Here is a 13,666-nt window from a genome sequence, read left to right as displayed (position 1 = left end):
GGGCCTCCGATACGCTTAGCGGTAATCGACGATGGCGTCGCGGCGCAAGTCACGCAGGTAACGGCGGCCCATCATTGACAAGCGCTGTTGTTCCATCTGATTGTATACAGCATCAAAATTCGGCTCCTGAACGGTTGCTTCTTCGCGCTCGCACACAAACAGAACACGCATACCGTCTTCCATTGTTAGCATATCGCTTGCCGCACCTATTTCTGCGTTTTCGACCGCTTGACGGATTTGAGGTTGCAGGTCACGGTAACGTAGAATGCCAACCTCCGGGCGGCCATCAGCGCCCGCTTCTTCCACATATTGTGGAACTTGTGCACAAGAGGTCTCTTGGTTTGACAATGATTCTGCGACCGAGCGGAATTTCTCGACGGCTTCAGGGTCTGCAACCTTCTCAGGTGTTAAGTGTACTTGGCGTAGTGAGATTTGTGTATCCAGTGGGTCAGCGGTTAAAATACGACGCCGGTCCCGCTGAGCGAGAATGACATAGCCACCTGCGGTACGCAGCGGATCAGCAACGTCACCAACCGCGACATCTTCAATTGCCTTCGCATAATCAGGGTCAAGGTCTTCTGCGGTAATCCAGCCGAGGTCGCCACCAACAGCGGCTGTGGATGACGCTGAAAGTTGTTGTGCGATGTCCGGGAACGACGCGCCGGCACGAATGCGGGCTACCAAGTCGTCAGCATTTGCCTTTACGCTTGCTTCCTGCTCAGGGCTGTCAACAAGCAACACGATCTCGGCAAGGCGATGCTCAAACTTACCTTTGTTGTCGTAAATGCGTTGAATGTAGGCTTCAACTTCCTCGTCCGATACACTCACAAAGGAGCCGAGCCTACCTTGGACCAGTTGAGACCAGGCTATTTCTGCTTCCATCTGGTCCACCATGGTTTGTTTGCTTGATCCAATACCCGCGAGGGCGTTGGCAAATTGTTCAGGTGTTTGCCCAAGGCCCTGAGCGCGGCGTGCGAAAAACTCTTCGAGCTGGGCATCTTGAATCTCCAGTTCGACGGTTGCGGCTTCTTGAAGCTGCAGTTTCTCGTCGACCATGGAGCGGATGACCTGTTCACGGACTTTAAGGAATTCCTGTTCGGTTTCTACACCACCAGCAACCGCGATCACGAGCCGCAGGCGTTGGTTGATATCAAAGCTTGAGAGCGGTTCGTCGTTGACCAGAACTTCGATGCTGTTAATCGCCTGTTGGCTCTGTGCCGCACCAGCCAACATCGCAGCAATGCCGATGCCCATAAGGCTGTGTTTTGCAATTTCTTTTGTCTTTTCGATCACTCTCGCCATGCCCAAACTTTACATTTCAAATAATTTCAAACGGGTCGTTGCCGCTCAGTATGGTTAGCCTTTTAGACGCTTTCGAGGCAATGCACTAGCCCAAATTCTTTAATTTAAGCCGGAACATAATGGAAGTTCCGGGTTCGACGTCGCGGTCCCGGGTGAAGGTCTCACGCCAGCGTAAGCCAAGCTCGATACATTCGTTGGTGTAGGAGAGGCCGATATCGTATTTCACGCCGCCGCTTTCTTCCTGCACATATACTGTGGACCCGGTGGCCGTATCAAGAGTTGCAAGCCGCGCACCGGAAAGTCGGTGAATGAAGCCGCCATCAATACGCCAGTTCTCGTTGAGGTTATAGTACGCCCCGGCGCGGAGCTCCTCCCTATCTTCGCGGGTAACGATTGTCATGTCGCGGTCGAGCTTCAGATAGCCCGCATACATGCCAACAGTAGCGCCGTTTGCACTTACTGATATTTCGTTTCGCTGCACCGCGAATGTCTGCTCATCGACCCTGTAGCGATGTTCAAAGTTTAGCCAGTCTTTGTAGCGTATGCGGGTTCGGCCGACGATATTTGACAGGTCGCCTTCGAGACCGGCACCGTCGGCAAAGACCATTGCGGTACCGCTAATGCGCCATGACTGTCCCAGCATAACATCAGCACCCCAGTCCTTACCGTCATACCGCCACTGCATACCGTATGTGACACGGCTTCCTTCTTCCCATAGGTCATAACCTGACGCTCGGTCGGCGGAAAACAGGTTAAGGTCGTTGAGTTCAAACGCGCGGCTGTCTTCGTTGACGATATTGTCGGGTGTTCCCCTCCGCGGAGAAACAGTGACCTCGACGATAGGCTCGACTGTGTGTGTTCCACTGTCGGTGAACTTCACCAAAGGCCATGTAACAGTTCCAGTAGCGCGCACAAGGTTTCGCCATTCACTGCCACTGTCACCCCCAAAGGTACCCGCGAAAGAGGGGTCGTCGGGCCTATCGATATCGCTCAGCTTATAAGCCTCAGAGCGGGCATAAGCTTCAACATCAACAACAAAGCCTTTTGGTGTAATCCAGCGTCGCTGCCAACTGGCGGACAGTGAAACGCGTTGAGTGTCCAGGCCATCGCTCCTTTGAAGAGCGAGCGCGTTCCCTTTAACACTTATGGTGCCGCCGAAGGGCGAGAATGAAGGAATATACTCTGCGTCCAGCAAGGGTAGGGCGTGGCCGGTAAGGCCCGCTTCATCCTCAACTCTCAGCCCCTGAAAACCAACAGTGCGGACCGAGAGATAAGAACGGTCATAAAAGCCCTCGAGCTTATATTCGCTTACCAGTGTATCAGCGTCCGATAGGTCGTAGCGCCTCAAGTATGTATCGTCAGATGCCCAATTGAGCTGATAGGTGGACCGCCAACGCTTTGAATGGTTGAACAGGCCATCAGAGCTTATATGGCCGCGGAACTCCTTGTTGCCGGTTAAAACACCATTATCGTCGCGGCCGTCGGTATAGGTAATACTGCCATCCGCTTCATACTGACCAAAGCCGAGGTGTTGGCGGTATTCTCCTGCAAGGACCAAACCTTCTTTTGTAGTGAAGATGGGCTTGATCGTGGCGTCAATACTATCGTTGAACACGTGATAGTATGGAATGGCGGCTACGAAACCCAGGTTCTTACTTGTTTGAATGTCGAGAGGTAAAAGCCCGCTTGCTCGGTCAACTGTTGGGTCGGGGTGCGAGAAATAAGGGGTCCACAATACTGGTACGCCAAATACCTCAAGCGTGGCATCATCATAGTATAGGCGACGTTTCTCACGGTCGTGGGTGACCTTGACGGCCTTGATCTGCCAGAGCGGGTCTTTGCCGCTATCATCAGCGCAAACCTTGCAAGGACTGTAAACCGCCTTGTTTAGTGTCATGGTGCCGGCTTCACCATTGCGGTTCGCCTCAGCGGCGGCAACCTGTGCGCCGTCTTGCATCAGCAGGCGAATATCCTCAATAAAGGCGGTTTTGAGCGCATCTTCAAGCACGACTTTGGGTGCAAAGATGCGTTCGCCTGTGGGCGTGGTTAGTTCAACGGCACCATAGGCTTCCGCGCGGCCCGTGCGCTCATTATAAATAACTTCGCCGGCCTCAAGGATGTAGCCGTCGCGCTCAAGATATACCCGGCCGACGGCGCGAACCTCACCGGTTTCAGCGTTATAGATCAGGTTGTCAGCTGACAGCTCGACACGTTCAGCTTCAGCCGGTGTGCCTTGGCTGTAAACGGGCGTTGTCGCTAAGCCAGACGAGGCAAGCAATCCTGCTATAATAAGCGATCTATGGGACGAGACTGATTTTTTGTGCACTGACGCGGTTCCACCCTACAGTTTGTGCCTTGATAGCGGCTGCGTCCACGCGGTGCAACGATGTTCATGGCCCAAGAGTACGCTTGTGAGCCTTGTTGACGAAAAATGTGGCAATTTCACGGGCACCACTTGCGTCTGACAGCCAGAAAAGGCATTAGATTGTTGAAGTTGGTTTCGGCGCCGAGACGGCGAATCTGAGACAGGTAAAATCAAAGACAAAAGGGAATCCCATGCAAATCTCGTTTGCTGCACTTGAATTGCCCTCATCGGGCGCTGTCGCATTTCTGGTAGAAAAGGATAAGCCTCTTGCGGGACTGGCGGCAGAGGCCGATAGCAAAACGAACGGCGCTCTTTCCAAGGCTGCTGCCGCATCCCGATTCAATGGCGCATCAGGACAGACCCTTGAAGTGGTTGCACCTTCAGGCCTTGAGGCGGAGCGAGTGCTCTTGGTTGGTGTGGGTGAAACGGGGAAATCGGTTGCGCAAGACTGGGTTGAGACCGGTGCAGCAGTCGCCGCAGCACTCCTTGGTTCTGGCAGCTCAGAAGCGACCGTCGTTGCTGACGCGAATGGTGCTGATGCACTTGCGTTGGCGGAAGGCGCCCTTCTGCGCTCCTACCGATTTGACAAATACCGCACTAAAGAGCCAGAAAGCAAAAAGCCTACACTGAAGGCCCTGACGGTCTCAGGTGCTGCATCGGATGCGGCGAGCGCTTTCGCTGCACGCAAAGCTGTGATCGACGGTGTGTTTCTCACTCGTGACCTCGTATCAGAGCCCGCCAACGTGCTTTACCCTGCTAGCTTCTCTGAGCGCATAAACGAGCTGACAGAGCTGGGTGTGGAAGTAGAAGTGCTTGGCGAGGCAGAAATGACCAAGCTTGGTATGGGTGCCCTTCTGGGCGTAGGCCAAGGCTCCGATCGCGAAAGCCAGCTTGCTATTATGGTATGGAATGGTGGTGCTGAGGGCGAAGCGCCAATCAGCTTTGTAGGCAAGGGTGTAACCTTTGATACTGGCGGTATCTCGCTCAAGCCCGGTGAGGGCATGGAGCAGATGAAGTGGGATATGGGCGGTGCAGGCACAGTCGTTGGCCTGATGAAGGCTCTGGCTGGCCGCAAGGCAAAAGTAAATGTGGTGGCGATTGTGGGGCTAGTTGAAAACATGCCATCAGGCAACGCCCAGCGCCCAGGTGACGTGGTTACATCAATGTCAGGCCAAACCATTGAAATTCTAAACACAGATGCTGAGGGTCGTTTGGTTCTCGCTGATGCGCTTTGGTACTGCCAGGAACGGTTTAAGCCTAAGTTTATGGTGGATTTGGCTACATTGACCGGTGCGATCATCATCACATTGGGTCATGAACACGCAGGCATCTTCACTGATGACGATACGCTTGCGAAGCAGCTTGAAGCTGCTGGCGGCACAACAGGTGACAAAGTGTGGCGCCTTCCGCTTCATAAAAACTATGACAAGCTGATTGACTGCCCAATCGCTGATATGAAGAACATCGGCGGCCGCGCTGCGGGCTCCATTACGGCCGCACAATTCCTGCGCCGGTTTACCAACGACATTCCATGGTGTCACATCGATATTGCAGGCACTGTCTGGTCCGAGAAAGACCTGCCACTCTCAGAAAAGGGCGGCACAGGATACGGCGTACGCCTGCTGGACCGCTTCGTGGCGGATAATTACGAGGGATAAGCCCTGTGGCGGACATACGGTTCTATCATTTGCAGCGGCAAACGCTTGAGGAAGCCCTTCCCAAGCTGATGGAGCGGGTCGTTGATGCCGGGCTTAGTGCCCATATCAAAGTGCCTGACCGCGGCATGATGGAAACCTTGAACAAAGTCTTGTGGGATTACGATCCTGCAAGCTTCCTGCCTCACGACATGGAAGGGTGTGAGCACCCTGATGAACAGATGCTTTACCTGACGACAGGGGACGAGAAGGTAAACGGCGCTTCCGTTCTTGTGTTGATTGATGCTGTGGCCAGCCCAGATGTCGCCGACTACGACCGCTGCCTTTATATGTTTGACGGGCGCAATGAAGACGTCGTTGCTGCCGCACGTGAGGCGTGGAAGGGTTTCAAAAGCATGGAAGGCGAAATGTCCTACTGGCAACAGCGGGAGATGGGTGGTTGGGAGCAGAAAGCGTGAGCAAGTCTTCCTCAACGCATAGCTCATTGCCATATTTCATCTCAACTGATCTCAGCCTTTTTGACATGCCGCTCGTCCATAGCTGGCTCACCGACACCTATTGGGCGAAAGGAATTCCGCTCAAGATTGTCGAGCAAAGCTTCAAAAATTCTCTTTCCTTTGGTGTCTTCCAGCGGGATGGTGCCCAAGTCGGATGCGCCCGCATGATCACAGACCGCGCCACGTTTGCTTATCTGGCGGATGTATATCTCGCTGATAGTTGTCGTGGTAAGGGCCTGGGCCGCTGGATGATGGATATGATCATGGCGCATGATGACCTGCAGGGGCTCAGGCGGATGATGCTGGCCACAAGCGATATGCACACGCTATACAAACAGGTGGGTTTTACAAGCCTCACCAACCCGGCTGTTATGATGGAAATCTCTGTGCCGGATATCTACTCCCGCCATTAAGCCGCCAAGGCTTTGCCATAATTTCACACCATGATGGAACCGTTCGCTTGGTTGAGGACGTTACAGTTTCTTTACGATTCGCATCTAAGCTGAACTGATAGGGGAGGACGTGTGTAATAGCCCAGCAGCAAGGCGAGGCGTCCCGTATGTACAAGTTTGTGAAATGGAGTTTGAGTTTTGTCGTTAGCGGATATCTGCTGATTGCAGCAACGGCATATTTTTTTCAGGAACATCTGATGTTCCACTTCGCACCGGTTCCCGACACCCACCGGTATCATTTCAATGCAAGTACCGAAGATGTTTGGCTGAGTAGTCAGGGTGGCCATTTGCATGGGGTTTTGTTCAAAGCTGATGAGGGCAAGAAAGCCCGCGAGCTTGTGGTTTACTATAAGGGAAACGCGGGTAACGTTTCAGGGTCTGAGCGTATGGCCCGGTTGTTCCTTGGTATGGGGTATGATGTTCTCTCCATGGACTATCGTGGTTTTGGAAAAAGCCGTGGTGAGTTGTCTGAAGCAAGCTTGCTTGACGATGCTGAGCGTTGGTTCGATTGGGGCAGGGACAACTATGGTGACCAAAACGTGCGTGTTGTTGGTTATTCCATGGGTACGACTTTCGCGAGCCATGTGGCAGCGGCGAGGGCTGCCGGTAACGTCATTCTGTTTGCGCCGATGAAATCAGTCGTTGATATGGCGTCGCGTCGCTATCCGTTCCTACCAGAGTTTCTGACAAATTATCCGCTCAGGAGCGATGAGAAACTTGCCGAGGCCCCGGGGCATGTGGTGATCTACCACGGAACCGCTGACGAGGTAGTCCCCTTCGCGTCCGGTGAAGGTTTGAAAGATTATTTGGGCCCTGACGATGCTTTTGTGCCGGTGGAAGGGGCGAACCATTATACCGTCGCCATTCAGACCTCGGTACAAGCCGATATTACAGCGCGATGGGGGGCTAGCGCCTCGACGCTAACACAAACGTTGCCGCAAGCAGGGCCAAGTCTTTCAAGAGAAAGTGCCCCGATGAACTAAGGTATGGGAACCCGCCCATAGTGCTGTGCCATGTCGGGGCAAAGCTCACCATGAAGCTAAGTGTGGTGATGAATGTTACAGCACATAAAAATAGCCCCAGCGTGAACAGGCGCTTGTTCCACCAATACCCCGTCAAAAGAGCGACCGTGATCAGCTCGATCACTCCAATCACATTCGAGGCACCTTGTTTGGTGAAGTAGGCGGTGAGCCACCAGTTGAACACCGGGCTGGTTTTGAGGAGGGGATCAACACCATCTGCTTCGGGGCTGGTAAATTTCATACCACCTATCCAGGCAAGCACGACGATCAGACCGACCAGCATGACCGTTTCAGCGTGACGGCTGCCCAGCCGCCACATCGCGAGGCCCAGCAGGGTTAGATATTTGATGATGCCTTGCCCAGCACCAATGGCAGGAAAACCGCCAAGGCTGTCAATCCAAACAGGGTTGGTGAGCATTAGGCTAAGTGCGCCAAGGCTATAGAGGGCTGTGAACATGTAGGCGAGGCGTTTGATGTTATCTGGCACCGAGTGCAGGGCTATCAGCAATCCAGAGAGCGCCTGCAGCCCACCAATGCCCCACATGATATAGGTTTTGTGAGGCAGTAGGCCGCTCAGAAACATGTGGCCCTTGATCCAGCGTTCCACAATGCCGCCTGATGCGCCTGAGATATTCATCAAGCCAAACCAGATAAGAAGAAGCGCGAGCGATAGTGTTACAAAAAGCTCGGTGAAGCCACGGGTTGGCCGTAGCCGTTCGATAGCGGAAATCATGGAGTGCCCCTCATTGACGCCTAACCTCTAAGTAGGACCAATAGGACCAGAGCTATCGGGAAGGTCAAGCCCTATGACGCGTTATTCACAGCGTCTTGAGCATTTGTGTAGGCTTCTTCCGCTGCCATCCAGGCATCTTCGGCTTCAGTAATCTGAGCCGTTAGTTCTGCACCCATCTTGGAAAGCTTGGCGACTTTATCTTCCTGGCCCGGCTCATAAAGCTTTGGGTCCGCAAGGCGATTATCGACCCGCTCTTTGTCGGCAATAAGCTTCTCAAGGGTCGCTTCCGCGCGTTCTGCCGCACGGCGATAAGGCGCAAGCTGTCGCCTGAGCTCAGCGGCGTTTTGGCGGGCAGCCTTTTTTTGATTTTCCTGCTTGGGGCCACGGCGCTCCGCACGTTCGCCGGAGCGTTCCTTGAGAAGGTGCTGCTTGTAATCTTCCAGATCACCGTCAAAACGTTTCACGTCGCCTTTTTCAACGATCCAGAGCCTGTCAACGCATGCTTCCACCAAGTGCCTGTCGTGGCTGATCAGCAACACAGCGCCATCATATTCATTGATGGCATGGATAAGCGCTTCGCGGCTGTCCACATCCAGGTGGTTTGTGGGTTCATCAAGGATGATAAGTTGCGGCGCTTCAAACGTGGCCAGCGCGAACATCAGCCGCGCTTTTTCACCACCAGAGAGTGATTCTACAGGGCGGTCGGCTTTATCCGCACCAAAGCCAAAAGACCCAAGGCGGGCCCGCACTTTGGCTTCGATAGCATCCGGCATCATTTTTTGAAGGTGGTTGAGCGGGGAGGTTTTAGCCACAAGCTCGTCGAGCTGATGCTGCGCAAAATAACCAACCTTCAGCACGCGCGACTTGCGCATCTTGCCTTCCATGGGCTTGAGCTTGTCCGCAATCAACTTCGCGAATGTAGACTTGCCGTTGCCGTTCGCACCAAGAAGGGCGATGCGATCATCCATGTCAACCCGCAGGTCCAGCTTCTTGAGGATAGGGTTACCTTCCTCATACCCCACGCTGGCTTCTTCAAGTGCAACAAGCGGGGAGGACAGGGGATCGGGCTTCGGGAAACGGAACGGGACGGTATGGGCCTCAACCATGGTGGCGATAGGCTTCATGCGTTCAAGCGCTTTCAGGCGGCTTTGGGCCTGCTTGGCTTTACTGGCCTTGGCCTTGAAACGATCAACGAACGACTGGATATGCCTGCGTTCAGCTTCCTGCTTGGTTTTGAGCGCCATCTGGCGCTCCATCAACTCGTGCCGAAGCTGTTCAAAGCGGTCATAACCGCCAGTATAAAGGTTCAGCTTGGTTTGCTCGAGGTGCACAATATGGGTGACCGCCTTGTTGAGGAGGTCCCTGTCGTGGCTGACAATAAGAACGGTATATGGGTATGAGCGCAGGAAGTTCTCAAGCCACATCACGCCTTCAAGGTCGAGATAGTTTGTTGGCTCATCAAGAAGCAGAAGGTCTGGCTCGTTAAACAGCACGCAGGCGAGGGCTACGCGCATACGCCAACCGCCGGAATAGCTTGAACATGGCCGTGCTTGAGCTTCTTCGTTAAAACCAAGGCCCGCGAGAATTGTCGCCGCCCGTGCTTCCGCAACATGAGCGCCAATATCAGCGAGGCGGGTATGAATTTCTGCAACCCGTTGCGGGTCTGTTGCGGTTTCGGCCTCGGCTTCCAGCGCGGTCATTTCCTTATTAGACCGCAGCACTGTCTCAAGCAGGCTTTGTGGGCCGTCAGGCGCCTCCTGGCCAACATGGCCAACGCGCGCGCGCGGTCTGATAGAGATATCACCAGATTCGGCCGCCAGTTCACCAAGGATCATTTTAAGAAGAGTTGACTTGCCAGCGCCGTTTCGCCCGACAAAACCAACTTTATGGCCAGCGGGTATATGCACCGTTGCCGCATCAAAGAGGATACGGTCACCAATTCTGAATGTTATGTCGTTGATATGCAGCATGGAGCGCGAGGTATCACATGCCGCCGGGGCTGGCAATGCCACAAACACGCCAATGCACGCAAGGCTTGGCTTTCCGGTAATTAGAAGCTATAAGGCGCGCGAATCTGTTTAACCCCCATTTGTACAAGGGATAGTCACATGGCTGTGCAACGCACTTTTTCGATCATTAAACCAGACGCGACCAACCGCAACCTGACTGGTGCTGTAAACGCCAAGCTTGAAGAAGCTGGCCTGCGCATCGTTGCGCAAAAGCGTATCCAGATGACCCAGGCTCAAGCTGAAACTTTCTACGCTGTTCACTCTGAGCGTCCTTTCTTCGGTGAGCTGGTTGAGTTCATGACATCTGCTCCTGTTGTTGTACAGGTGCTGGAAGGCGAAAAGGCTGTCCTGAAAAACCGCGAAGTTATGGGGGCTACGAACCCATCTGAAGCTGCTGAGGGCACAATCCGTAAAGAGTTCGCTCTTTCAATCGGCGAAAACTCCGTTCACGGTTCAGACAGTGAAGAAAACGCAGCGATCGAAATCGCTCAGTTCTTCGCTGGTAATGAGATTGTTGGCTAATCAGCCACTCTCAATGCTGATGAATTCGAGAAGGCCGGGGCAAACTGCTCCGGCCTTTTTCTATGCGTGATTATGGTGTCAGGGAAGGGGGCATATAAGCCCGGTCGCGGGCAATGCCACATCTTCCTTGATGACCACCTTGTGGCCGGAAACCCGCGCGTTGCCTTCAGCGATGAGGCGGACAGCGGCTGGGTACATGCGGTGCTCATAGGTCAGCGTTTTGGCGATCAGGCTTTCTTCTGTCTCGTCAGGCGCAATTGGAATGGCGGCCTGCATGATAATCGGGCCATTATCCATTTCAGGCCGCACGTAATGAATGGTGCATCCCGCAAATTTGACGCCGTCCTCCAGCGCGCGGGCGTGGGTATGCAGGCCTTTGTATGAAGGTAGCAGGGACGGATGGATGTTGATCATCCTGTCTTTCCAGCGCCCGACAAAATCCGCCCCCAAAAGGCGCATGAAACCCGCAAGACAAACGAGCTGTACTTTGTGTTCTGTCAGGCAATCATGAATAGCGTCTTCAAATGCAGCGCGTTCTTCATACTCTTTATGGTCAATCGCGACCGCTTTAAGGCCGGCGGTGCGCGCACGCTCCAAGCCTTTGGCGTCGGGGCGGTTGGAAATAACGACCTCGATCTTGGCCGGATAGCCATGCTGCTGGCAGGCGTCTATGAGCGCTTGCAGGTTTGTGCCGCCACCTGAAATCATGACACCGAGGCGTAATTTACGCACGCTCTTAACCTTCCGCTGTGATGGCAGACCAGTTTTTCTCGGCCCCCCAGGTACCTGCACGGCCGGTTACCCGACATTTAGGTGAGCCGCTGCCTTCGGTGATTTGCCCAATTATATAGACGGTTTCACCATGCTCCTCAAATACCTCTTTGGCTGCGGCAGCATGCTCAGCAGAGACAACTACCACCATGCCAATGCCGCAGTTAAAGGTGCGGGACATCTCGGCGGTTTCAATATTACCTTCATTCTGCAGCCAGCCAAATACGGCTGGCAACTGCCAGGCTCCGCTGTCGATCTCTGCAAGCGTGTTCTTGGGCATGACGCGCGGTACGTTTTCAAGGAAACCGCCGCCTGTGATGTGAGAAAGGGCTTTAACGTAACCCTCTTTAATCGCGGCGAGGCAGCTCTTAACATATATTTTTGTTGGTGCCAGTAGAGCTTGACCAAGTGTTACACCATTATCAAACGGTGCTTTATCTGCGTAGCTAAAGCCTTTGTCGCCCACAATGCGGCGAATAAGGGAATAACCGTTCGAATGTGTACCGTTGGAAGCGAGCCCGAGAAGGACATCACCAGCCTGGACCGTGGAGCCGTCTATCAACGTACCACGCTCAGCTGCACCAACGGCAAAACCGGCTAGGTCATAATCCTTGTCCTGATACATGCCCGGCATTTCAGCTGTTTCGCCGCCGATTAGTGCGCAGCCTGCTTGACGGCACCCTTCCGCGATACCTGCGACAACATCCGTCATTTGTGCGACGTCAAGGTGGCCTGTAGCCATATAGTCAAGGAACAACAGTGGTTCGGCGCCTTGAACGACAAGGTCGTTCACACACATGGCAACGAGGTCGATACCGACCGTGCCGTGCAGCTCCGCATCGATAGCGACTTTGAGCTTGGTGCCCACACCGTCGTTAGCAGCAACAAGAATGGGATCGTTAAAGCCAGCAGCCCTCAGATCAAATAGACCACCAAACCCACCAAGGTCGGCATCAGCGCCGGGCCGGCGCGTGGATGCAGCCAGTGGTTTGATGTTTTCTACAAGAGCTTCGCCCGCGTCAATGTCAACGCCAGCCTGCTTATAGGTATATGATTGAGTATTTTCTGCCACGATAGAGACCCGTCCTGCCGCAAATAAGGCAAAATTGCTTGCCAGCCTATCCGCCACTGGCAATTGGTTGCCCAATTGTTATAACCAGTTGCTATAAGGGGGCGTTATAGTGTCGCTGCGCCTGTTATGAAAGAGTTTATGCATAAGTATTTTAGAAATAGCACAGTTTTTCAGCTCGCTTTTGCGATTTTGGTGAGCTTGATGCTTTTGGCTGGCTTGTTCGTCCCCGTGCAGGCGGGAGACGACCGTACCGATCGCCTGTTTACTATTCGCGACATCAAGGTAGATGAGGTTGCTTCCCGTGCCAGCCAGGCTAGGGAAACAGCGCTTGAAAAGGCGGAGATGCAGGCCTATCAAACGCTGATCCGCAAGCTGGCGCAGGAAGATGGCAGGCAGCGACTGCCCGAACTTGCCCGCCCCGAAATTCAGGCGCTGATCACAGCGATTGAGGTGGTGGAAGAACAATCCTCATCTCGCCGATATCTTGCAACTTTGAACGTACGGTTTGAACCGAACGTTGTTAGTGATCTTTTAGCCAAATACAACGTGCCGCACGTGTTGAGCACCGGGCAGGGCATTCTTGTGCTTCACGGGCATAAACGCGGACTTACAGAGCTTTTATGGGAACAGGACCAGGCCGTTGAGGCTGCGCGTGAGCGCGTCGATTGGGTCAATCGAATCAGAGGTTATGTTTTCCCGCGCGGTGAGATAGCTGAGCGAGCGGCTGTTACCTTTGGTGAGGTGCAAACATTATCTGCTGGTGAAGTGAAGGAAATAGCACTGCGCTACGATGTGAGAGACGCGCTACTGATCTCAAGCGAGTGGACGATGGGCGCTTATGGGCCAGAGCTTAGCTACCGATATCGTTCAACAGACGGTGGTATGCAGGGCGACGGTATCATTGATGAGGCGCCCGATGAGGTGACAGGGCTTGCCTCAATGTATGAAAATGTGCTTGAGACCATCGATAGCGCCTGGCGGAGCCAACTGCTGGTGGATACAGGCACTGGTGGAGAAATTATTGCACTAGTGCCGACCACATCTCTTGATGTTTTGACTAATATTCAAGCCAGGCTTGAGGATGTGTCGTTAGTGCGGGAGTTTAGGACAGTCGAGATCGGCCTGCCGTTTAGCCGCATTGCCTTCAGTTATACGGGGCGCGAAGATCAACTAGTGCTGGCTCTTCGTTATGCCGGGCTGGATTTGGGTAGTTACGGGAGAGAGCGGCTGCTTGGGCCACGTACAGAGGCCAAATAGGGGGACGTT

General features: G+C 53.8%; 12 protein-coding genes. 6 read left to right on the top strand and 6 right to left on the bottom strand.

Going from position 1 to position 13,666, the window contains the following annotated elements:
• Window positions 1-15: 15 nt before the first annotated feature.
• Both ACOOGA_RS00325 and ACOOGA_RS00320 read right to left on the bottom strand, forming a co-directional pair.
• On the bottom strand, window positions 16-1,302 hold the full coding sequence (locus tag ACOOGA_RS00325) for a peptidylprolyl isomerase (protein WP_420429283.1): 1,287 nt from the start codon (window positions 1,300-1,302) through the stop codon (window positions 16-18).
• Window positions 1,303-1,387: 85 nt separating this feature from the next.
• Complete coding sequence (locus tag ACOOGA_RS00320; protein ID WP_417460799.1) at window positions 1,388-3,628, bottom strand: LPS-assembly protein LptD; 2,241 nt, start codon at window positions 3,626-3,628, stop codon at window positions 1,388-1,390.
• A 230-nt stretch (window positions 3,629-3,858) separates the two neighbouring features.
• Between ACOOGA_RS00320 and ACOOGA_RS00315 the strand changes: the two genes are divergently transcribed.
• The 4 genes from ACOOGA_RS00315 to ACOOGA_RS00300 all read left to right on the top strand — a co-directional run bounded on the left by ACOOGA_RS00315 (window position 3,859) and on the right by ACOOGA_RS00300 (window position 7,254).
• Window positions 3,859-5,325, top strand: a complete 1,467-nt coding sequence (locus tag ACOOGA_RS00315; protein WP_417460798.1) for a leucyl aminopeptidase — start codon at window positions 3,859-3,861, stop codon at window positions 5,323-5,325.
• 5 nt (window positions 5,326-5,330) lie between these two features.
• Window positions 5,331-5,780: a DNA polymerase III subunit chi gene (locus ACOOGA_RS00310; protein WP_417460797.1), complete on the top strand. Its 450-nt coding sequence runs from the start codon at window positions 5,331-5,333 to the stop codon at window positions 5,778-5,780.
• The gene (locus tag ACOOGA_RS00305; RefSeq protein WP_417460796.1) at window positions 5,777-6,232 is read left to right on the top strand and encodes a GNAT family N-acetyltransferase; all 456 of its coding nucleotides are present in this window, start codon (window positions 5,777-5,779) and stop codon (window positions 6,230-6,232) included. Before ACOOGA_RS00310 ends, ACOOGA_RS00305 begins: the two co-directional genes overlap by 4 nt.
• Window positions 6,233-6,378: 146 nt before the next feature.
• Window positions 6,379-7,254, top strand: coding sequence for an alpha/beta hydrolase (locus ACOOGA_RS00300; RefSeq protein WP_417460795.1), 876 nt, complete (start codon window positions 6,379-6,381; stop codon window positions 7,252-7,254).
• Here ACOOGA_RS00300 and ACOOGA_RS00295 read toward each other — a convergent pair.
• Complete coding sequence (locus ACOOGA_RS00295) at window positions 7,178-8,026, bottom strand: DUF417 family protein (RefSeq protein WP_417460794.1); 849 nt, start codon at window positions 8,024-8,026, stop codon at window positions 7,178-7,180. The two genes, ACOOGA_RS00300 and ACOOGA_RS00295, sit on opposite strands and share 77 nt — an antisense overlap.
• A gap of 71 nt (window positions 8,027-8,097) precedes the next feature.
• On the bottom strand, window positions 8,098-9,996 hold the full coding sequence (locus ACOOGA_RS00290) for an ABC-F family ATP-binding cassette domain-containing protein (RefSeq protein ID WP_417461218.1): 1,899 nt from the start codon (window positions 9,994-9,996) through the stop codon (window positions 8,098-8,100).
• Window positions 9,997-10,134: 138 nt separating this feature from the next.
• Here ACOOGA_RS00290 and ndk point away from each other — a divergent pair, with 138 nt between their 5' ends.
• Window positions 10,135-10,557, top strand: coding sequence for a nucleoside-diphosphate kinase (gene ndk, locus ACOOGA_RS00285; protein WP_417460793.1), 423 nt, complete (start codon window positions 10,135-10,137; stop codon window positions 10,555-10,557).
• A 78-nt stretch (window positions 10,558-10,635) separates the two neighbouring features.
• Here ndk and purN read toward each other — a convergent pair whose 3' ends face one another.
• Both purN and purM read right to left on the bottom strand, forming a co-directional pair.
• Window positions 10,636-11,289 carry a phosphoribosylglycinamide formyltransferase gene (gene purN, locus ACOOGA_RS00280; RefSeq protein ID WP_417460792.1) on the bottom strand — a complete coding sequence of 218 codons (654 nt, stop codon included), beginning with the start codon at window positions 11,287-11,289 and terminating at the stop codon, window positions 10,636-10,638.
• A 4-nt stretch (window positions 11,290-11,293) separates the two neighbouring features.
• A complete protein-coding gene (purM, locus tag ACOOGA_RS00275; protein ID WP_417461217.1) occupies window positions 11,294-12,403 on the bottom strand; it encodes a phosphoribosylformylglycinamidine cyclo-ligase in 1,110 nt (369 codons plus the stop codon).
• Window positions 12,404-12,538: 135 nt separating this feature from the next.
• On the opposite strand from purM, the gene ACOOGA_RS00270 reads away from it, so the two are divergent.
• The gene (locus ACOOGA_RS00270) at window positions 12,539-13,657 is read left to right on the top strand and encodes a DUF2066 domain-containing protein (protein WP_417460791.1); all 1,119 of its coding nucleotides are present in this window, start codon (window positions 12,539-12,541) and stop codon (window positions 13,655-13,657) included.
• The last annotated feature ends 9 nt before the right edge of the window (window positions 13,658-13,666 follow it).

The organism is Kordiimonas sp. (assembly GCF_965216265.1).
Lineage (GTDB): Bacteria > Pseudomonadota > Alphaproteobacteria > Sphingomonadales > Kordiimonadaceae > Kordiimonas.
Note: the sequence above shows the minus strand (reverse complement) of the source record. Positions and strands in the feature narration are given on the sequence as shown.